The 20,393-nt window shown below is 69.0% G+C and carries 14 protein-coding genes; 7 read left to right on the top strand and 7 right to left on the bottom strand.

The features are described from left to right. Positions 1 to 81: 81 nt before the first annotated feature. Together HNQ73_RS01515 and pbpC are read left to right on the top strand one after the other, a co-directional pair. Positions 82 to 5,304, top strand: a complete 5,223-nt coding sequence (locus HNQ73_RS01515; protein ID WP_183331549.1) for an alpha-2-macroglobulin family protein — start codon at positions 82 to 84, stop codon at positions 5,302 to 5,304. Between the two features lie 30 nt (positions 5,305 to 5,334). Continuing rightward, positions 5,335 to 7,443 (top strand): penicillin-binding protein 1C, encoded by a 2,109-nt coding sequence (gene pbpC / locus HNQ73_RS01520; RefSeq protein WP_244649811.1) that lies wholly within the window; start codon positions 5,335 to 5,337, stop codon positions 7,441 to 7,443. A 93-nt stretch (positions 7,444 to 7,536) separates the two neighbouring features. On the opposite strand, the gene HNQ73_RS01525 is transcribed toward pbpC, so the two are convergent. Both HNQ73_RS01525 and arfB read right to left on the bottom strand, forming a co-directional pair. Next, positions 7,537 to 8,979: an aldehyde dehydrogenase family protein gene (locus HNQ73_RS01525; protein ID WP_183331551.1), complete on the bottom strand. Its 1,443-nt coding sequence runs from the start codon at positions 8,977 to 8,979 to the stop codon at positions 7,537 to 7,539. 135 nt (positions 8,980 to 9,114) lie between these two features. Continuing rightward, entirely contained in the window at positions 9,115 to 9,537 is a 423-nt protein-coding gene (arfB, locus tag HNQ73_RS01530) for an alternative ribosome rescue aminoacyl-tRNA hydrolase ArfB (RefSeq protein ID WP_183331553.1), read from the bottom strand. A 153-nt stretch (positions 9,538 to 9,690) separates the two neighbouring features. Between arfB and ettA the strand changes: the two genes are divergently transcribed. Next, positions 9,691 to 11,346: an energy-dependent translational throttle protein EttA gene (gene ettA, locus HNQ73_RS01535; protein ID WP_183331555.1), complete on the top strand. Its 1,656-nt coding sequence runs from the start codon at positions 9,691 to 9,693 to the stop codon at positions 11,344 to 11,346. A 48-nt stretch (positions 11,347 to 11,394) separates the two neighbouring features. Here the strand turns inward: ettA and trhA are convergent, their stop codons facing one another. Together trhA and HNQ73_RS01545 are read right to left on the bottom strand one after the other, a co-directional pair. Further along, on the bottom strand, positions 11,395 to 12,093 hold the full coding sequence (gene trhA, locus HNQ73_RS01540) for a PAQR family membrane homeostasis protein TrhA (RefSeq protein WP_244649809.1): 699 nt from the start codon (positions 12,091 to 12,093) through the stop codon (positions 11,395 to 11,397). A gap of 116 nt (positions 12,094 to 12,209) precedes the next feature. Then, positions 12,210 to 13,715, bottom strand: coding sequence for a DEAD/DEAH box helicase (locus HNQ73_RS01545; protein WP_183331557.1), 1,506 nt, complete (start codon positions 13,713 to 13,715; stop codon positions 12,210 to 12,212). Positions 13,716 to 14,079: 364 nt separating this feature from the next. Between HNQ73_RS01545 and HNQ73_RS01550 the strand changes: the two genes are divergently transcribed. The 4 genes from HNQ73_RS01550 to HNQ73_RS01565 all read left to right on the top strand — a co-directional run bounded on the left by HNQ73_RS01550 (position 14,080) and on the right by HNQ73_RS01565 (position 17,528). Beyond that, positions 14,080 to 15,030: an ABC transporter substrate-binding protein gene (locus HNQ73_RS01550; protein ID WP_183331559.1), complete on the top strand. Its 951-nt coding sequence runs from the start codon at positions 14,080 to 14,082 to the stop codon at positions 15,028 to 15,030. Between the two features lie 241 nt (positions 15,031 to 15,271). Further along, complete coding sequence (locus tag HNQ73_RS01555) at positions 15,272 to 16,045, top strand: ABC transporter permease (protein WP_183332185.1); 774 nt, start codon at positions 15,272 to 15,274, stop codon at positions 16,043 to 16,045. Then, a complete protein-coding gene (locus tag HNQ73_RS01560) occupies positions 16,042 to 16,827 on the top strand; it encodes an ABC transporter ATP-binding protein (protein ID WP_183331561.1) in 786 nt (261 codons plus the stop codon). The genes HNQ73_RS01555 and HNQ73_RS01560 overlap by 4 nt, the downstream gene beginning before the upstream one ends. A 134-nt stretch (positions 16,828 to 16,961) precedes the next feature. Next, positions 16,962 to 17,528: an HdeD family acid-resistance protein gene (locus HNQ73_RS01565; RefSeq protein ID WP_188658733.1), complete on the top strand. Its 567-nt coding sequence runs from the start codon at positions 16,962 to 16,964 to the stop codon at positions 17,526 to 17,528. A 3-nt stretch (positions 17,529 to 17,531) separates the two neighbouring features. Here HNQ73_RS01565 and HNQ73_RS01570 read toward each other — a convergent pair whose 3' ends face one another. The 3 genes from HNQ73_RS01570 to HNQ73_RS01580 are packed head-to-tail and all read right to left on the bottom strand — an operon-like array spanning position 17,532 to position 20,391. Further along, positions 17,532 to 18,104, bottom strand: a complete 573-nt coding sequence (locus HNQ73_RS01570) for a HutD/Ves family protein (protein WP_183331565.1) — start codon at positions 18,102 to 18,104, stop codon at positions 17,532 to 17,534. Between the two features lie 5 nt (positions 18,105 to 18,109). Beyond that, positions 18,110 to 19,249 carry an acyl-CoA dehydrogenase family protein gene (locus HNQ73_RS01575; RefSeq protein WP_244649807.1) on the bottom strand — a complete coding sequence of 380 codons (1,140 nt, stop codon included), beginning with the start codon at positions 19,247 to 19,249 and terminating at the stop codon, positions 18,110 to 18,112. Next, a complete protein-coding gene (locus tag HNQ73_RS01580) occupies positions 19,246 to 20,391 on the bottom strand; it encodes a CaiB/BaiF CoA transferase family protein (protein WP_183331567.1) in 1,146 nt (381 codons plus the stop codon). The genes HNQ73_RS01575 and HNQ73_RS01580 overlap by 4 nt, the downstream gene beginning before the upstream one ends. Positions 20,392 to 20,393 lie beyond the last annotated feature (2 nt).

Below are 20,393 nucleotides of genomic sequence, written 5' to 3' on the forward strand. Positions count from 1 at the left end.
GGCGCTTAGTCTCGCCTTCGTCGTCGGGGCGGTGCTGCTTTTTCCCGGACGCTGCCGGCAGACCCGCTCAGGGAGGGGAGCATGATTCGTGCTGCGCAACTGCTTGCCGTCGCTGTCGCAACCCTCTTGATGCTTGCAGCGGCGCCGCCCGCATCGGCGCAGAAGTCTTTCGAGCGGAGCGATCTCGCCAGCGCCGCCGTCAGGCTGCAGGCGGACCTGAAGGCGGAGGCAGGGCCGGCGGCGGGGCGCCCGGCCGAGGAGCTGCGCCGCGAAAGCGCCCGCGCGCTCGCCCGGGGCAACGCGCGGCAGGCGCTCGCCTCTGCCGCTGCCGCTGTTGCGGCCGACCCGGCGAATGCCGCCGGCTGGACGGCCTATGCGCGGGCCGCCATGGCGGTGGCGCCGACGAACTACAGCGAGCGCTACCAGCTCGCCGAACGGGCGACGAGCGCGGCCTATGCGGCCTATGTGAACGCGCGAGGCGCGGCAGCCGAGGCCTCGGCACTGGCGCTCCTCGGCGATGTCTTCGCCTGGCGGCAGTTCTGGCGCCCGTCGCTCGATGCCTACAGGACGAGCCTCGCGCTCGCAGACAATCCGCGGGTTCGGTCGGTCTACGAGGATCTGCGCGAGAAGTACGGTTTCCGCATTCTCGACTATCGGGTCGATTCCGACTCGGCCTCGCCGCGCGTTTGCTTCACCTTCTCCGAGCCGCTGGCGCGCGGCAGGGTCGATTTCTCGCCCTTCGTCGCCGTTGCGGGCAACGGGACGCCCGCGGTCACGGCGGAGGACCGCCAGCTGTGCGTCGACGGGCTGAAGCACGGCGAGCGCTATGCAGTCGTGCTGCGGCAAGGCCTGCCCTCCGCCGTCGAGGAGACGCTATTGCGCAACGCGGATTACGAGGTCTACGTGCGCGACCGCTCCCCGCAGGCCCGTTTCACCGGCCGCAACTACATCCTGCCGCGCACGGGGCAGGAGGGCATCCCCGTCGTGACCGTGAACACGGACAAGGTGGATGTGGAGCTCTACCGCATCGGTGACCGCAACCTGCTGCCGACGCTGCGCTCTGACGAGTTCCTTTCGCAGATCGCCCGCTGGACGGCCGACAACATCGCCTCCGACCAGGGGCAGAAGGTCTGGACGGGTACGCTCGATGTGGAGCGGCGGCTCAACGAGGACGTAATCACCGCCTTTCCGGTGCTGGAGGCCACGGGCGGCAAGCTGGAGCCCGGCGTCTACGTGATGACGGCGCGCCCTGCGGGCGGGCCGCCGCCGGATGAGGACTACAACCCCGTCGCGACGCAGTGGTTCATCGTCTCCGACATCGGCCTCACGGCCCTGTCCGGCGAGGACGGCGTGCATGTCGTCGCCCGTTCGCTCGCCTCGGCTGCGCCGCTGCAGGGCGCTACCATCAGGCTCATCGCGCGCAACAACGAGGTGCTGGGCGAGGCAAAGAGCGACGGCAACGGTCGTGCCGTCTTCCCGCCGGGGCTCTCGCGCGGCAAGGGCGGCCTCGCTCCTGGGCTCGTGGTGGCGACGACGGAGGCGGGGGACTACGCCTTTCTCGATCTGTCGCAGACGCCCTTCGACCTCACGGACCGCGGCGTCGCCGGCCGGCAGACGCCGGGGCCTCTCGATGCGCTGGTGTTCACGGAGCGGGGCGTCTACCGCACGGGCGAGACGGTCCAGGTCACGGCGCTGCTGCGCGATGCGCGCGGCGATGCCGCCGCAGGGTTGCCGCTCACGCTCGTCGTGCGCCGGCCGGATGGCGTCGAATACCGGCGCGCGACGGTCGACGACCAGGGGCTCGGCGGGCGCGCCTGGTCGCTGGCCATCCTGCCGGGGGCCATGCGCGGCACCTGGCGGCTCGCCGCCTATGCCGATCCGAAGGGCGCGCCCATCGGCGAGACGACCTTCCTCGTCGAGGATTACGTGCCGGAGCGGCTGGAGCTGACGCTGGCCCCGCAGGCGCCAACGGTCGTTGCCGGCGGCGTGGCGAATGTCGACGTCGCTGCCCGTTATCTCTACGGCGCCCCGGGTGCCAGGCTCGATGTCAGCGGCACCGTGACGGTTGAGGCCGCGCCTGACAACGCGATGCAGGGGCTCGAAGGCTATGTCGTCGGCCTCGACGACGAGCCTTTCGAGGCGGTGATGCAGGAGGTCGAGGAAAGGACCGAGACCGACGCCACCGGCAAGGCGACCTTCGCCGTGCCGCTGCCGGAGGTGACGGCGCCGCGGCCGCTGCGCGCCACCATCGCCGTGACCGTGGCCGAGCCGGGTGGGCGCGGCGTGACGCGCTCACTCAGCCTGCCCATCGCGCAGGAAGGCAACGTCATCGGCGTGCGCAAGCTGTTCTCGGACCTGTCCGACGGAGCCACCGCGACATTTGACGTGGTTGCCGCCACGGCCGGCGGCGAGCGCATCGCCATGCCGCTGCGCTGGAGCCTCTACCGCATCGACCAGCGCTATCAATGGTTCAATCAGGGGGGCGCCTGGTCCTACGAGCCGGTCAGGACGACGCGGCGCGTCGCCGATGGCCGGGTCGAGCCGGGCGCCGACGCGCCCGCGCGCATCGCGGCGCCCGTCGGCTGGGGGCAGTACCGCCTCGACATCGAGGCCGAGCGCGGCGATGCGGCGCCGACGAGCCTGTCCTTCTCCGTCGGCTACACGGGAACAGTGAGCGCCGACACGCCGGACGTGCTCGAGATGCGTCTCGACAAGGCCGCCTACGCGGCCGGCGAGCGGATGGAGATCAGCCTCAGGCCGCGCGCGGCGGGGAAGGGCACTGTGCTCGTCGTCGGCGACAAGGTGCACGAGGAACGGCTCGTCGATCTCGACCCGGCGGGAACCACCGTCGCGCTCGAAGCGAAGGCCGAGTGGGGGCCGGGGGCCTATGTGGTGGCGCTGGCGCACCGGCCGCTCGATGTCGGCGCCAAGCGCATGCCCGGCCGGGCGCTCGGCGTCGCCTGGTTCTCCGTGGCGCGCGATCAGCGCGACATCGACGTGTCGCTCGAGGTGCCGCAGGCGATGCTGCCGCGGCAGACGCTCGCCGTGCCGGTGAGGCTCGGCGGGCTCGCGGCGGGGGAGGAGGCCTACGTGACGGTGGCCGCTGTCGATGTCGGCATCCTCAACCTCACGCGCTACGAGGCGCCGCGTCCCGGCGACTACTTCTTCGGCCAGCGGCGTCTCGGCACGGAGATCCGCGACGTCTACGGCTACCTCATCGACGGCATGCAGGGCACGCGCGGCGCCATCCGCTCGGGCGGCGACGCGGGCGCGCCCCAGCTCGACGGCGCGCCGCCCACGCAGGAGCCGCTCGCGCTCTATTCCGGCGTCGTGCGCGCCGGCGTGGACGGTGTCGCCCATGTCTCGTTCGACATTCCGGCTTTCAACGGCACCGTGCGCGTCATGGCCGTCGCTTGGTCGAAGACGCGGGCGGGATCGGCCACGGCCGACGTGGTGGTGCGCGACCCCGTTGTCGTCGCCGGCACGCTGCCCCGCTTCCTCAACGTGGGCGACACCTCCCGCATCCACCTCGCCATCGACAATGTCGAGGGGCCGGCCGGTGACTACGTGGTCGAGGTCGATGCCTCCGGGCCGGTCATCCTGCCGCTCGAGTCGACGCATCGCACGCTGAAGCTCGACAAGGGCGCACGCACGGCCCTGTCGCTGCCGGTCACGGCCGGCGGGATCGGCACCGCGCGGCTGACCGTGCGGCTGAGAGGACAGGGAATCGACGTGGCGCAGGACTTTGCCCTCGGCATCGCTCCCGGCACGCCGGCGCTCACCCATCGCACGGTGCGGCCGTTGCCGGCGGGCGGCAGCGTCTCGATCAGCAATGACGTGGTGGCCGACCTGATGCCGGGCTCGGGTGTCGTGTCCGTTTCAGTGACGACGCTTGGCGCGCTCGACGTGCCGGGCCTGCTGCAGGCGCTCGACCGCTATCCTTACGGCTGCTCGGAGCAGGTTGTTAGCCGGGCGCTGCCGCTGCTCTACGTCAACGAGCTCGCCGGTGCCGAGGCGCTGCCGATCGACCTGCAGCGCGAGGAGCGCGTGCGCAATGCCATCGAGCGGGTGCTGTCGCGACAGGATTCCAACGGCAGTTTCGGCCTGTGGTCCGTCGGCGGCGACGACATCTGGCTCGACGCCTACGTGACCGACTTCCTCACGCGGGCGCGGGAGAAGGGCTTCGCCGTGCCGCAGACGGCCTTCGACCTCGCGCTCGAGCGGCTGCGCAACTACGTGGCCAACACGACGGAATTCGAGCGAGGCAAGGGGCAGGAGCTGGCCTATGCCATCTACGTGCTGGCGCGCAACGGCCGCCCGGTGATGGGCGACCTGCGCTATCTCGCCGACGTCCGCCTGTCGCAGTTCGGCAGCGCCATGGCGCAGGCGCAGATCGCGGCCGCGCTCGCTCTGCTGGGCGACAGGCGCCGGGCCGAGACCGCCTTCGCGACCGCCATGGCGACGCTGCGCGGCGAGAGGGACACGCCCGCCTCGCGGCCCGACTATGGCTCGCGTCTGCGTGACGGGGCCGCCCTCCTTGCCCTGCTGGGCGAGGCTGGCACGGGCGGCGCCGAGATCCAGCAGGCGTCTCTCGTCGTCGACGAGGCGCGCGCTGACAGTCGTTACACCAGCACTCAGGAACAGGCCTGGATGGTGCTCGCCGCCGGCGCCCTGCAGCAGGAGAACGCGCGACTCAGGCTCACCGTGGACGGGCGCGGGATTGACGGTCCCTTCTACCGCAACTATCGCGCCGCCACCTTGGACGAGGGGGCGGTGACGATCGCCAACACGGGGTCTGTCGATGCGCGCGTCGTCGTTACCGTCTCCGGCAATCCGATGGCGCGGGAGGGGGCCCTGTCCCGCGGTTACACGGTGCAGCGCAGCTACCACCGGCTCGACGGAACGGAGGTCGATCCCTCATCGGTGCGGCAGAACGAGCGGCTCGTCACCGTGCTTAAGGTGACAGAGGACCAGGCGCGCTTCGCCCGCCTGCTGCTCGTCGACCATCTGCCGGCCGGGTTCGAGATCGACAATCCGAGCCTCGTCGATGCCTCGTCGGCGGCGGGGCTGTCGTGGCTGCAAGGCACGGTCCAGCCGGCGCATGTCGACTATCGTGACGACCGTTTCGTCGCCGCCTTCGATCGCGACAGCAACCAGTCGGCCTTCATCACCGTCGCATACATGGTCCGCGCCGTGGCGCCGGGCCGCTATGTCCACCCGCCGGCGACGGTCGAGGACATGTATCGCCCCGAGCGCTTTGGTCGCACGGGCTTCGGCACGGTGGAGGTGACGGAGGCGAAGTAGCCGCGGCCGAGGAGAGGCGGAGGTCGCAGGATGCCGGCCGCATCGAGACGAGGAATCGTCGCCCTGGTCTGCTCCCGCGCATTGCGCGGGGCGGTGGGGGTCTGTGTCGTGCTACTCGTCGCGGCCGGCATCGGCCTTGCGCATTTCATCGCCTCGCTGGGGCCGCTCGACCTGGCGCAGGTCGAGGAGCGCTCCATCGTCGTCTCGGACAGGGAGGGCCGGCTGCTGCGCGCCTTCACCACGCCGCAGGGGCGCTGGCGCCTGCCCGTTGGCGTCGACGATGTCGACCCTCGCTTCATCACGCTGCTCACGGCTTACGAGGACCGACGCTTCCGCTCGCATTTCGGCATCGACGTGCTCGCCATGATGCGTGCCGCCGCCCAGGTCGTGCTTAACGGGCGCGTCGTTTCGGGGGGCTCCACGCTGACCATGCAGGTGGCGCGTCTGCTCGAGCCGCGCGAGGAGCGCGACCTCGCCGCCAAGCTGCGCCAGGCGGTGCGTGCCGTGCAGCTTGAGCGGCGCTTCGACAAGGACACGATCCTTGGCTTCTATCTCACCATGGCGCCCTATGGCGGCAATCTCGAAGGCATCCGGGCGGCGAGTCTCGCCTATTTCGGCAAGGAGCCGAAGCGCCTGTCGCTGGCCGAGGCGGCACTGCTCGTTGCCCTGCCGCAATCGCCCGAGACGCGGCGACCGGACCGTTTCCCCGAGGCCGCCCGTGCGGCGCGTGACCGGGTGCTGGCGCGGGCACTCGTCCAGGGCGAGATCACGGACGCGGAGGCGCAGGCGGCGAGGGAAGCGCCGGTGCCGACGGGGCGCCAGCGGGTGCCTGTGCTGGCGCCGCATCTCGCCGAGGCGGTGGTGCGCGCGGCGCCCGGCCGGCGCGAGCATCGCCTGACGCTCGATGCGCGCCTGCAGGCCCGGCTTGAGGATCTGGCGCGGGAGACGGCCGAGCGGGTCGATCCGCGCGCCTCGGCCGCCATCATCGCCATCGACAACTCCAGCGGCGCCGTGCGCGCCTATGTCGGCGCGGCGGACTATTTCTCCGCCGAGCGGGCCGGGGCCGTCGATGCCGTGCTCGCTGTGCGCTCTCCCGGCTCGGCGCTGAAGCCGTTCATCTATGCGCTCGCCTTCGAGAGCGGCCTCGCCCATCCCGAGACCGTTCTGGACGACCGGCCCTCGCGCTACGGCATCTATCAGCCGAAGAACTTCGACCTCACTTTCCAGGGCACGGTGACGGCGCGGCATGCGCTGCAGCTCTCGCTCAACGTGCCGGCGGTGGAGCTGCTCTCCGAGATCGGGCCGGTGCGGCTTCTGGCGCGGCTGCGCGCGGCCGGCGCCGATATCGTCCTGCCGAAGGATTCTGCGCCAGGCCTTGCCATCGGCCTCGGCGGCGTCGGCGTACGCCTCTTCGACCTGGCGCGTCTCTATGCTGCCTTCGCGCGCGGCGGCGTCGTGCCGACGCTGTGGTGGCAGGACGGCGCGGCGCCCGCGGGCGAGGGGCCGCGCCTGACGGAGCCGGTCGCCGCCTGGTACGTGGCGGACGTGCTGCGGGGCGCGCCGGCGCCGCAGAATGGACTGCCGGGGCTCATCGCCTACAAGACGGGTACCTCCTACGGCTATCGCGATGCCTGGGCCATCGGCTTCGACCGTCGCACCACCATCGCTGTGTGGGTCGGCCGGCCCGATGGCGCAGCGGTGCCCGGCCTCGTCGCGCGGCAGGTGGCAGCGCCGATGCTGTTCGAGGCCTTTGCCCGCCGGGGCGGGGTGAGCGAGCCCGTGCCCGAGCCCCCGGGCGTCATCCACGCGACGACGGCGAGCCTGCCACCGCCGCTGCGCCACCTGCGCAAGGACGTGCCGAAGACCGTCGCCGCCGTGGCGCAGGCGCCCCTGCGCATCGCGTTCCCGCCCGACGGGGCGCGGGTTGATCTCGGCCTTTCGGAGGGAGGCGGTGCGCCGCTCGCGCTCAAGGCGAGCGGCGGCAGCCCGCCCTTCCTGTGGTACGTCAACGGTGCGCCGCTTGGCCCGCACAGCCCCCGGCGCGAAGCGACGTGGGAGGCGGATGGGCGCGGCTTCGCGCGCGTGACCGTGGTGGACGGCCGCGGCGCGACGGACAGCGTGACGGTGCGGGTGGAATAGCGCGCCCGAAAGCGGCCCTTGCCCAAAAGGAAAGAGGCGGGCACCAGCCCGACTCCTCACGTCCTCTTATCCGCCGCGGCGGGAATGGAGCCGTCAGACCGGCAGGGTGTAGGCCGTCTTGACCGTGGTGTAGAACTCGATGGCGTAGCGACCCTGTTCGCGCGCGCCGTAGGACGAGCCCTTCGTGCCGCCGAAGGGCACGTGATAGTCGACGCCCGCGGTCGGCAGGTTGACCATGACCATGCCGGCCTCGACGTTGCGCTTGAAGTGGCTGGCGTACTTCAGGCTCGACGTGCAGATGCCGGCCGACAGGCCGAACTCGGTGTCGTTGGCAAGGGCGAGCGCCTCCTCGTAGTCCTTGGCGCGGATGACGCTGGCGACCGGGCCGAAGATCTCCTCGCGTGCGATGCGCATGGAGTTGGTGCACTCGGTAAAGAGCGCCGGCGCCATGTAGAAGCCAGGGGTCTCGCGGTTCAGCACCTCGCCGCCGATGACGAGCCGGGCGCCCTCGTCCTGGCCGATCTTGACGTAGGAGAGGTCCTGGTCGAGCTGGTTCTGGTCCACCACCGGGCCGATGTGCGTACCGGCCTTCAGGGCGTCGTCCACGACGAGGCCCTTCATGCGCTCGGTTACGGCGTCGACGAAGCGGTCATGGATGCCGGCCGTCACAATGATGCGCGAGGAAGCCGTGCAGCGCTGGCCGGTGGAGAAGAAGGCGCCGTTGACCGCGCATTCCACGGCCGTCTTGAGGTCGGCGTCGTCCAGCACCACGAGCGGGTTCTTGCCGCCCATTTCGAGCTGGAACTTCTTCATCGTGCCGACGCAGGCCTCGGCCACCTTTCGGCCGGTGGCGACCGAGCCGGTGAAGGTGATCGCGTTCACGTCACGCGACTTCAGCAACGCCTCGCCGACGACGGAGCCGCGGCCCATGACGAGGTTGAAGACGCCGGAGGGAACGCCCGCCCGCACGATGATCTCGGCCAGCGCGTGGGCGGAGCCGGGCACCAGGTCGGCCGGCTTGAAGACCACCGTGTTGCCGTAGCAGAGCGCCGGGGCAATCTTCCACGCGGGAATCGCGATGGGGAAGTTCCACGGGGCGATGACGCCGACGACGCCCACCGGCTCGCGCGTGATCTCAATGTCGACGCCGGGGCGGACGGAGGCAATCTTGTCGCCTGCGAGGCGCAGGGCCTCCTGCGCGAAGAAGAGGAAGATCTGTCCCGCGCGCACCACTTCGCCGATGCCTTCGGGCAGCGTCTTGCCCTCCTCGCGCGACAGCAGGCGGCCGAGCTCGTCCTTGCGGGCGAGAATCTCGTCGCCGACTTTCTTGAGGATGTCGTGACGCTCCTGGGGCGTCGTGCGGGCCCAGGCAGGGAAGGCCGCCTTAGCGGCCGCGATGGCACGCTCGGCGTCGGCGGCGCTCGCGCGGGCGTATTCGCCGATGACGTCGTTGGTGTTGGACGGGTTGATGTTCTTCGTCGTGTCGTGTCCGGCGACCCACTCACCGGCGATGAAGTTCTGGAAATGTGCGGTCATGCCTCTTCCCTGTCGTTCGTCTGGGGTTGCCGTGCGGCGCTGGGCGCCGATGGATGTGGGCGCACCATAAGCTCCCGGGCGCATATTGCAAAAGCGTGAGCATTGCATGGCGGTCGCGCCTGCCACGCGCCGAGCTCACTCCACGGCTGGCTTCTCCCGGCGCAGCGACTTCACGCTCGCGCGGCGCTGCTTGCTTTCAAGACGTCGCTCGCGGGAGGCTTTCGTCGGCTTCGTCGGCCGGCGTCGCCTGGGGCGCAGGCTCGCCTGCCGAATGAGGTCCACCAGTCGCTGCAGTGCCTCCTCGCGGTTGCGCAGCCGGCTGCGGTGTGACTGGGCGGTGATGATGATGACGCCGTCCTGCGTCAGGCGGCTGCCGGCGAGCTTCATGAGGCGAATGGCCACGTCGTTCGGCAGGGAGGGGGAGCGGCGGGCGTCGAAGCGCAGCTGCACGGCGCTCGCCGTCTTGTTGACGTGCTGGCCGCCGGGGCCGGAGGCGCGGATCGCGCTCTCCTCGATTTCGCTTTCGTCGATTCCTATATGGCCGGTGATGTGCAGCATGGCGTATCCGTCAGGTCGCGTGCAGGGCGCGCGGCTTGAACCGGCCTCGCCCGCCTGATAACTCGTGGCTCGAATTTCCCCGGTGCAGTCGGCGGTCCCCGCATGCGTGGTACACGCCGGGACCATGTGACCCTTCCGTTTGAGAGAGATCGAATGGCCTCCTATCAGTACGTCTACCACATGCGCGGCCTGTCGAAGACCTATCCGGGCGGCAAGAAGGTCCTCGACAACGTGAATCTGTCCTTCTACCCGGGCGCCAAGATCGGCGTGCTCGGCGTCAACGGCGCCGGCAAGTCGACGCTGCTCAGGGTGATGGCCGGGCTCGACAAGGAGTTCACGGGCGAGGCCTGGGCGGCCGAAGGCGTGCGCATCGGCTACCTGCCGCAGGAGCCGCAGCTCGACCCGACCAAGAGCGTGCGCGAGAACGTAATGGAGGGCGTGGCCGAGCAGAAGGCGGTGCTCGACCGCTACAACGAGCTCGCCATGAACTACTCGGACGAGACGGCTGACGAGATGACGCGGCTGCAGGACGAGATCGAGGCCAAGGGCCTGTGGGATCTCGATTCGAAGGTCGACCAGGCGATGGACGCCTTGCGCTGCCCGCCGGACGACGCCGACGTCACGTCGCTCTCGGGCGGCGAGAAGCGCCGCGTGGCGCTGTGCAAGCTGCTGCTCTCGCAGCCGGACCTGCTGCTGCTCGACGAGCCGACCAACCACCTCGACGCGGAGACGGTGGCCTGGCTCGAAGGACACCTGCGGACCTATCCGGGCGCGATCCTGATCGTCACCCACGACCGCTACTTCCTCGACAACGTCACGGGCTGGATTCTGGAACTGGACCGCGGCCGCGGCATCCCCTACGAGGGCAACTATTCCTCGTGGCTGGAGCAGAAGCAGAAGCGCCTCGCGCAGGAGGGGCGCGAGGAGGAAGCACGCCAGCGCACGCTCGAGCGTGAGCGGGAATGGATCGCGGCCTCGCCCAAGGCGCGCCAGGCCAAGAACAAGGCCCGCATCCAGCGCTATGAGGAGCTGGTGCAGAAGGCCGCCGAGAAGGCGCCGACCACTGCCCAGATCATCATCCCGATCGCAGAGCGCCTCGGCAACAACGTCATCGAGTTCAACGGCCTCACCAAGGGCTTTGGCGACAGGCTGCTCATCGACAACCTGTCGTTCAAGCTGCCGCCCGGCGGAATCGTCGGCGTCATCGGCCCGAACGGCGCCGGCAAGACCACCCTGTTCCGCATGATCACCGGGCAGGAGAAGCCGGATGCGGGCACGATCACCATTGGTGAATCGGTGCGCCTCGGCTACGTGGACCAGTCGCGCGATGCGCTCGACCCCAACAAGACCGTGTGGGAAGAGATCTCCGACGGCAGCGACGTCATCTATCTCGGCAAGCGCGAGATCAACTCGCGCGCCTACTGCTCGGCCTTCAACTTCAAGGGCGCCGACCAGCAGAAGAAGGTCGGCATGCTCTCCGGTGGCGAGCGCAACCGCGTGCATCTCGCCAAGATGCTGAAGTCGGGGGCCAATGTGCTGTTGCTCGACGAGCCGACCAACGACCTCGACGTCGACACGCTGCGTGCGCTTGAGGAGGCGCTGGAGGATTACGCCGGTTGCGCGGTCATCATCAGCCACGACCGCATGTTCCTCGACCGCATCGCCACCCACATCCTCGCCTTCGAGGGCGACAGCCACGTGGAGTGGTTCGAGGGCAACTTCCAGGATTACGAGGAAGACAAGAAGCGCCGCCTCGGCATCGACTCCACCATTCCGAAGCGCATCCAGTACAAGAAGTTCTCGCGCTGAGCGGAACCGTCTTGCGAGCGCCCGCGGATCCCTCCCGCGGGCGCTTTTCTATGCGTTGAGGACGGTTTTCAGGGTGCGCAGCACCGCCGCGTAGTGAACGCCGGCCGCGGCGACGACGAAGCCGTGCCAGATGGCGGCTTGGAAGGGCAGCCGGTCAGCGAGGTGGAAGACCACCCCTACCGAATACAGCACACCGCCGACAGCGATAAGCATGAGCGTAGTCAGGCCGAGCGCATCCGTCAGCGGGGCGAGGGCGACGCCGCCTGCCCAGCCGAGGATGAGGTAGGCCGCAATCGTCAGCCGGTCGAACCGGCGCGGGAACAGCAGTTTGAGAGCGGCGCCGGCGAGAGCAGCCAGCCAGACGAAGCCCGTCAGGCCAATGGCCCAGGGGCCGCCGAGGCTGAGAGTCGTGAAGGGCGTGTAGGTGCCCGCGATCATCAGGAAGATGCCGGCCTGGTCGAACTGGCGCAGCCGCTCCTTTCGCGGCGACTCCGGCGCTAGGTTGTAGGCGCAGGAACAGCCCAGCATGACGAAGAGGCCGAGCGTGTAGAGTGCGAGGGCGGGCAGGGCGCCGTAGGCGCCTCCGTGCAGCGCGAAGGCGACGAGCACGACGGCACCGATGCCGGCAGCAACGAGGCCGATGGCATGGACGATCGCATCGGCGACGATCTCGCCGCGCGAGCGCGGACGACAGGCGCAGGTGGAGAAGCGCCCTTCCTTTGGGGGGCTGTCGGACGCTCGCATCATTCCCCCGGTCGTGCAGTTCGTTTCTGTCTCACGGCGCAGGATGAATGCGGATCGTGGCAGCATGCTGGCGGCACGCGCCGGGGCGCCACAGACGCCGCGACGCATGCAGGCCCACGTCAGTGATGGCGTCCGGGCGTCGGGGCGTCGCCGCGACGACGAGCCGGACGCATGAAGTCCATGCTTTCCAGCCGGTCGGCTCCGCCAGAGGCATGCCGCCTGTCCGGGCTGCGCTGCTGGTCACGCTGCTGCGGCTTGCCGCTGCCCTGCGAGGCCGGCCGCGCCCCGCTCCGCCGGGGCGCGCTGTCTTGCTGATGCGAGCGGCTGACCTGGCCGTGACCGTTGCCGGCGTTGTGGTGGCCGGGCTGGGAGGCGTTGCGCCCGCCGTTGGGCGAGTGCCTGCCCTTGGCTGCGGCAGGCTTGCCGGCTCTGTTCCTGCTGCCGCCGTTGCGGCCGCGCGGGCGCGCCTCGGCGGGCTCCTCCGGCTCGGCGCCGGGATCGGCGCGGCGGTCGATGGCGGGGATCTTCTGGCGCGTCAGCTTCTCGATAGCCCGCAGATAGGCGCGCTCCTCGCCGTCACAGAAGGAGATGGCGCTGCCGTCGGCGCCGGCACGCGCCGTGCGGCCGATGCGGTGGACATAGGATTCCGGCACGTTCGGCAGATCGAAGTTGATGACGTGGGTGACGCCCTCCACGTCGATGCCGCGGGCGGCGATGTCCGTGGCCACGAGAATCGGTGTCTCGCCGGTGCGGAAGCTGCCGAGCGCCCGCTCGCGCTGCGACTGGCTCTTGTTTCCGTGGATCGCGGCCGCGCGGATGCCGTCCTGCTCGAGGTGGAGCACCACGCGGTCGGCGCCGTGCTTGGTCCGGGTGAAGACGAGCGTGCGGCCGAGCTTCTCGTCCTTCAGGATCTCCGCGAGAAGGGCGCGCTTGCGCGCGGCCTCGACGAAGATGACGCGCTGGTCGATGCGCTCGGCCGTCGTGGCGACGGGCGCCACCGACACCTCGACCGGATCGCGCAGCAGATCCGACGCCAGCGCGGCAATCTCCCTGGGCATGGTCGCGGAGAAGAAGAGGTTCTGCCGCTCCTTCGGCAGGCGCGGCACGATCTTCTTGATGGCGTGGATGAAGCCCATGTCGAGCATCTGGTCAGCCTCGTCGAGGACGACGACCTCCGTCTCGGCGAAGCTCACGGCACCCGTCTGCATGTGGTCGATCAGCCGGCCGGGCGTGGCGACGAGCACGTCGAGCCCGCGCGCCAGCGCCTCGGATTGCGGGCGGTGGCCCACGCCGCCGAAGATCACGGCGATGCGCAGGTTGAGATGGCGGCCGTAGGCGCGGAAGCTCTCGCCGATCTGGCTGGCGAGTTCGCGCGTGGGACTCAGCACCAGGACGCGACAGCGGCCGCGGACGGGGCGCTTCGGCGCATTGGCGAGGCGGTGGAGGATGGGAAGGGCGAAAGCCGCCGTCTTGCCCGTGCCCGTCTGGGCAATGCCGAGCAGGTCGCGGCCGGCAATGACGTGGGGAATGGCCTGGGCCTGGATCGGAGTCGGTCGCTCGTAGCCCTCGCTCTCCAGCGCCTTGAGCAGCGGTTGGGCGAGGCCGAGATCGGAAAATGAAGTCACTGAGTGTCTTTCATGGTAGCGCCGGACCCACCGCCGGCCACGGGCCGGGCGGGCGCACGAACGCGGGGAAACGAACGCCCCGCGTGAATTGGGCTGTTCCGGAAGATCGGTCGCAGGACGAACGGCTCATCGACGAGAGATCGTCGCTCACGCAGCCGGACGTGAAGGGAAATCGATGCGACCCGCGCCACTTGTGTCTCCTGGCGCCCGTTTTGTCAAGGCGCGGACTGACACTGCCGCTCAAACAGGCAGATGCACAGTGCGGGTGGGAAAGTCTATGCAGTTATGTCTAGACAATTGACAGCGGGGCTGCGGCGTGCTGCCATCCGGTGAGAAGAGGGGTCAACGGACCGGTAGACACGTCATGAAGCGCACTTCGGTTTTCGGGCTCGCTGCGGCGATCCTCATCGGCGCGGCGGGCGCCGCCTCGGCCGCCAACACGAAGGTGGCCATCGGCATCAGCGGGTGGACGGGCTTTGCGCCGCTTACGCTCGCCAAGGAGGCCGGCATCTTCGAGAAGAACGGCCTCGACGTCACGCTCAAGAAGATCCCGCAGGCGAGCCGCCACCTCGCCATTGCCTCCGGCGACATCCAGTGCGCGGCCACCACCGTCGAGACTTGGGTGGTGTGGAATGCCAATGGCATCGCCACCAAGCAGATCTTCCAGATGGACAAGTCCTACGGCGCCGACGGCATGGTGGTGCGCAACGACATTCAGTCCATCAAGGACCTTAAGGGCAAGACGGTGGCCGCCTCCGCGCCTGGCACGTCGCCCTATTTCGTCCTCGCCTGGATGCTGAAGAAGAACGGCCTGTCGGTGAAGGACGTGCAGGTCGTCAATCTCGAGCCTGGCCCTGCGGCCCAGGCCTTCGTCGCCGGCCAAAACGACGCGGCGATGAGCTACGAGCCCTATCTGTCGACGGTGCGCGACAAGCCGGAGGCCGGCAAGATCATCGCCACGACGCTCGACTATCCGGTCGTGATGGATACGGTCGGCTGCACGCCGAAGTTCCTCGAGGAGAACCCGAAGGCGGCCAAGGCGCTCGCCGACAGCTACTTCGAGGCGCTCGATATGATCAAGGCCGACGAGAAGAAGGCTTTCGAGATCATGGGGGCCGACGTGAAGCAGACGGGCGAGCAGTTCGCCAAGTCGGCCCAGTACCTGCGCTGGCAGGACCGTGAGGCCAACAAGGCCTTCTTCTCCGGCGAGCTTCAGAAGTTCTCCGAGGAAGCGGCCGACCTGCTTCTGGAGGTCGGAATCATCAAGGCGAAGCCGGACATCTCGACGATCATCGATCCCAGCTTCATCAACTGAGGGCGATGCGGCCCCGGTGAGGGCCGCAGTTTCCGGCGAAGCCGAACGCACCGGAATGAGAGACATCGGTTCCCCTTCGTCCGCGGAGGGAGGGGAACACAACGGACGGGGGCAGGGCGGTGGTCCGGGCTCGACCACCGCCTGCTCGGTTCTTGACTCGTGACGCGGGAAAGGTTGCACAGCGCCCTTCCTCGCTTCCTGGCCGCGAGTCCTCACGAGACGGCACGAACGGAATGTCATGCTGAGACCACTGGAACCGATCGGGCAGGGGGCACGCATCGCCCTCGGCATCTCCTTCTTCATCCTCTTCGTGCTGGGCTGGGCCTTCGCCACGTTCGGCGGTTATGTGTCGCCCACCTTCCTGGCCGACCCGCTGACAATGCTGGCGGATGGTTGGTCGCTCCTCGTGGACCACGGTTTCCTGTTCGACATCTTCGTGACCATCTGGCGCGTGCTCGGCGGTTTCGTGCTGGCGGCCATCGTCGCCGTGCCGCTTGGGATCCTTATGGGTGCCTACAAGCCCATCGAGGCGTTCTTCGAGCCCTTTGTCTCCTTCGCCCGCTACCTGCCGGCCTCCGCCTTCATTCCGCTGCTCATCCTGTGGGCCGGCATCGGCGAGGTGCAGAAGCTGCTCGTCATCTTCATCGGCTCGGTGTTCCAGATCATCCTGATGGTGGCGGTCTCGGTTGGTTCCACCCGGCGTGATCTTGTCGAGGCAGCCTACACGCTCGGTGCGCGCGACACGGGCATCGTGCGCCGCGTCATGATCCCGGCCAATGCGCCTGAAATTGCCGAGATCCTGCGCCTCGTCCTCGGCTGGGCCTGGACCTACGTCATCGTCGCCGAGCTCATCGGCTCCTCGTCCGGTATCGGCCACATGATCATCGACAGCCAGGCGCTGCTTGCAACCGGTCAGATCATCTTCGGCATCATCATCATCGGCCTCATCGGCCTCATCTCCGACTTCCTGTTCAAGGCGGCCAACCGCTGGCTCTTCCCCTGGAGGTTCGCGTGACCAAGCTCGTCATCGACAACGTTTCGCGCACCTTCCCCGGCGTGCGCGGAGGGGCGCCGGTGATGGCGCTGACGCCGACGAACCTGACCGTCGCGGCGAACGACTTCATCACCATTCTCGGGCCATCCGGCTGCGGCAAGTCCACGCTGCTGCGCATCGTGGCCGGTCTCGACAGGCCGAGCACAGGCGAGGTGCGCCTTGATGGACGCCGCATCACCGGCCCCGGCGCCGACCGTGGCATGGTGTTCCAGTCCTACACCCTCTTTCCCTGGCTCACCGTGGCACAGAACATCGCCTTCGGCCTCAGGGAGCAGGGGCGGCCGGAGGCCGAGATCCGCGAGATCGTCGCCTCCTACATCGAGAAGGTCGGTCTGCGCGGCTTCGAGAACCACTGGCCCAAGCAGCTCTCGGGCGGCATGCAGCAGCGCACCGCGATTGCGCGCGCTCTTGCCAACGATCCCGAGATTCTGCTGCTCGACGAGCCTTTCGGCGCCCTCGACAACCAGACGCGCTCGCTGATGCAGGAGCTGCTGCTCGGCATCTGGGAGCGCGAGCGCAAGACGGTGCTGTTCGTCACCCACGATATTGAGGAAGCGATCTTTCTCGCCTCGCGCGTCATCGTCATGTCGGCGCGGCCGGGCCGCATCAAGGCGGACCTCGCCGTCGACCTGCCGCACCCGCGCGACTACAAGATGAAGACGAGCCCCGAATTCTCCGCGCTGAAGGCGAGACTGACGGAGGAAATCCGCGTCGAGGCCGTGCTCGCCGCAGCGGAACATTAAGAATACCTTCCGGAAAGCGGCCCCGTTTCTTTGCTTCGCCCGGCGCGCGCGCTATTGTCGCCGGGCATTTGGGGAGACGGGTCATGCTGTCCGGGCCCCTCTTCGCCCGTGTTCGGGCAGCGTTCGGGGGTGCAATGGTCAACATGCTAAATCAGAGTTCGCTCGGTGCCGCTGCCAGCGGGATCAAGGGCAAGTGGGGCTGGTTCGTCGCGCTCGGCGTCGGTCTGCTCATCTTCGGCGGCATTGCCTTCGCCCATCTGTTCGTCGCGACGGTGGCCACGGTCTACTACGTCGGAGCGCTCATGCTCGTCGGCGGCATCATCGAGATCGTGCATGCCTTCGGCGTGAAGACGTGGGGCCGTTTCTTCTTCTGGCTGGTGAGCGGCATCATCTACGCCGTGGCAGGGTTCATCGCCTTCTATAACCCGCTGCTGGCGTCGAGCGCGTTGACACTTCTTCTGGCGGTGTCCCTCATCGTCGCCGGGCTCATGCGCATCTGGGTCGGTATCGGTACCAGGCCCGAGAAGGGCTGGGGCTGGATCGTGGCTGCGGGCGTGCTGACGCTCGTCACCGGCCTCATCATCGCTGCCGGCTGGCCGGTGAACAGCCTCTGGGTGCTCGGCCTGCTGATGGCGATTGACCTCATTTTCCAGGGCTGGGCTTTCATTGCCTTTGGCCTTGCCCTCAAGGCGGCGCGCTGAGCCTCACAGGCGCCAGAGATCGACCGTGTAGACGACGGCAGGGCCGTCCGCCGCGAGGTGGACGGCCTTTTCATCGACGATGGCCGTGTCTCGCGCCATCAGCGTCTCTGTGCCGGCATCGCCGGTTACGGCGACACCGTCCTGGGCTGCAATGACGAGCATCAGGTCGCCGAGGCGTGGCAGCGGATGCGGGTTCTCGAGCGTGACGCGTTGCACATGATGGCGCCAGCGGCCGCGCCGCGTCATGACGTTGAGATCGACGACGGAGCCGTCTGTCAGCAGGCCGCTGACGGCGACATCGCCCGGAAAGGCATAGGGCGGCGTCGCGGCAGCGATCACGACGCTGCTCCGCCCCTCGAAGGAGAGCGTCAGGGCTTCGCCTTCCAGGAGCGACAGGGTGCGGTCGATGCCCGGAAACAGCGAGAACGGCCCGTCCGTCGCCACGCGCGCCATGCTCACGCGCCAGTCGAAGGCATCGAGCCCGGCCCCATCGGGGAAGGCGGCGATCTCGGTGGTCTCGCCGCCGCCGTTCTTCCATGGCATCACGCGATAGTCGGCCGCCCGGAGAATGCGCATGGGCCTTACCCCAGAAGATGGCGCGCGATGATGTTGCGCTGGATTTCGGACGAGCCCTCGTAGATGCGGAAGATGCGGCAGTCGCGCACGTAGCGCTCCAGCGGCAACGCCGTGGTGAAGCCATAGCCGCCGTGGATCTGCAGGGCCTTGTCGGTGACGCGGCCCGCCATCTCCGAGGCGAAGAGCTTGGCCATCGAGGCTTCCATGGAGAAGCGCTCGCCCTGCTCGCGCTTGCGCGCGGCGGCGAGGCCGAGCTGGCGCGCCGCGGCAATGTCGGTCGCCATGTCGGCGAGCATCCACTGCAGGCCCTGGAAGTGGGCGATGGGCTCGCCGCCGACCTTGCGCTCCTTCGCCCAGTCGAGGGCCGCGGCGAGAGCGGCTTCCGCGATGCCGACGGCGCAGGCGGCGATCTCGAGCCGGCCAGCGTCGAGCACCTTGAGGGCGGTGCGGAAGCCTTTGCCTTCCTCGCCGAGGCGGTTTTCCGCCGGCACGAAGCAGTCGAGCGACACCTCGAAGACATGGCCGCCACGCAGACCCATGGTCGGCTCGGGTGGCGAGCAGCGCACGCCGCCAGCCTTCGGCTCAACGATGAAGGCCGAGATGCCGCGCGCGCCCGCTGCCATGTCCGTCTTGGCATAGACGACGATGAAGTCGGCTTCGCCGGCATTGGAGATGAAATGCTTGGTGCCGGTGATGCGGTAGCCGTCGCCCTCGCGCACGGCACGCGTCGTCATGTCGGCCGGGTTTGAGCCGGCGCCAGGTTCGGTGAGGCCGAAGGCGCCGAGCGTCTTGCCGGCGGCTGCGTCCGGCAGGTAGCGCTGCTGCTGCTCGGGCGAGCCGCCGATGAGGATGGAGTCGGTGGCCAGCCAGTGGGCCGTGACCATGGAGGCGGTGGAGCCACAGGCTCCCGCGATGGCCGCCACGGCCTCGAACAGGGCCGTGGCCGGCAGGCCGATGCCGCCGCAGGACTCCGGCAGGTTGAGGCCCATGATGCCCATCTGCGCGAGCCGCGGCAGATGCATGGTGGCCGAACGCCCCGTGCGATCGATTGCGGCGGCAGCCGGCGCCAGCACGTTGCGGCTGAAGTCGCGCACCGCCTCGACGAGCGCGGCGGCATCCTCGGAAGTCATGGTGGGGGCGTTCACGTCCGGTCTTCCTCCAGATCGGCCAGGATGGAGGCGCGGTCGCCGTCAAGGCGAGGGGCAGCCGTCAGGCCGCCGCGCGGTGCGCCGGAAAAGCGGGCGGGTTGCTCGGGCACCCGGTTGAGGCCGGCGCGCGCATCGGCCAAGTCCTGCAGCAGCCCGCGGGCCCGGGCGTGTGGGGAGGCGAGTGCCTCGGCCATGTCGTTGATCTCGGCTGCGGGCACGCCGTGTGCGACGAGCGCCGCCACGGCCTCGCGCGCGCTGTATTGCCGCGACCAGCCCTCGATGATGGCGCGCAGGGCGGCCTCGTTGGCGAGCCTGTCGCTGTCGGTCGCAAAACGCGGATAGGATGCGATCTCGGGCGCGCCGATGCACTCGGCCAGCCGCTGGAACAGCTTGTCGTTGAGCACCGCGAGCACGAAGCTGCCGTCGCGGGCCGCGAAGGCGCCGAACGGGGCCGACAGCGGATGGCGGTTGCCGACGCGCTTTGGCGCCTCGCCGGTTGCCAGATAGCGGGCGACGACGAGCGGCTGCAGCGCCACCATGGCGTCGAACATGGCAAGGTCGATGTGGCGGCCGCGCCCGGTGGTGTGCCGCTCGTAAAGGGCGGCGAGGATGGCCCAGGAGGCGAATAGGCCCGCTGCAACATCGGCGATGGACTCGCCGACGAGGGTAGGCGGCCCGTCCGGCTCGCCAGTGACCGCCATGATGCCGCTCATTGCCTGCAGGATCACGTCATAGGCCGGGCGCCTGGCGAGCTCGCCCTCCTGCCCGAAGCCCGAGATCGAGGCGTAGACGAGGCGCGGGTTGAGGGATGAAAGCTGCGCCCAGCCGATGCCGAGCTTGTCGGCGACGCCCGGACGGAAGTTCTCCACCACCACGTCGGCACGGGCAGCGAGCGCGTGGGCGATGGCGAGATCGTCCGCCCTGGCGAGGTCAAGGACGATCGAGCGCTTGCCGCGGTTCACCGTGGCGAAGAGCACGCTCTCGCCGTCCACGAAAGGACCGATGTGGCGGTAGTCGTCGCCGCCGGGCGGCTCGACCTTGATGACCTCCGCGCCGAGGTCGGCGAGGAGGGCGGTGCAGTAGGGGCCCGCCAGCACGCGGCTGAAATCGAGCACCCTGAGATTGGCCAGCGGCTTCATGG

Origin of the sequence: Chelatococcus composti (assembly GCF_014201415.1) — a bacterium.
GTDB classification, from domain to species: Bacteria; Pseudomonadota; Alphaproteobacteria; order Rhizobiales; family Beijerinckiaceae; genus Chelatococcus_A; species Chelatococcus_A composti.

Coding starts and splice junctions, on each gene's coding strand:
- HNQ73_RS01515 (WP_183331549.1), top strand. CDS start 82: ATGATTCGTGCTGCGCAACTGCTTGCCGTCGCTGTCGCAACCCTCTTG.
- pbpC (WP_244649811.1), top strand. CDS start 5,335: ATGCCGGCCGCATCGAGACGAGGAATCGTCGCCCTGGTCTGCTCCCGC.
- HNQ73_RS01525 (WP_183331551.1), bottom strand. CDS start 8,979: ATGACCGCACATTTCCAGAACTTCATCGCCGGTGAGTGGGTCGCCGGA.
- arfB (WP_183331553.1), bottom strand. CDS start 9,537: ATGCTGCACATCACCGGCCATATAGGAATCGACGAAAGCGAAATCGAG.
- ettA (WP_183331555.1), top strand. CDS start 9,691: ATGGCCTCCTATCAGTACGTCTACCACATGCGCGGCCTGTCGAAGACC.
- trhA (WP_244649809.1), bottom strand. CDS start 12,093: ATGATGCGAGCGTCCGACAGCCCCCCAAAGGAAGGGCGCTTCTCCACC.
- HNQ73_RS01550 (WP_183331559.1), top strand. CDS start 14,080: ATGAAGCGCACTTCGGTTTTCGGGCTCGCTGCGGCGATCCTCATCGGC.
- HNQ73_RS01565 (WP_188658733.1), top strand. CDS start 16,962: ATGGTCAACATGCTAAATCAGAGTTCGCTCGGTGCCGCTGCCAGCGGG.
- HNQ73_RS01570 (WP_183331565.1), bottom strand. CDS start 18,104: ATGCGCATTCTCCGGGCGGCCGACTATCGCGTGATGCCATGGAAGAAC.
- HNQ73_RS01580 (WP_183331567.1), bottom strand. CDS start 20,391: ATGAAGCCGCTGGCCAATCTCAGGGTGCTCGATTTCAGCCGCGTGCTG.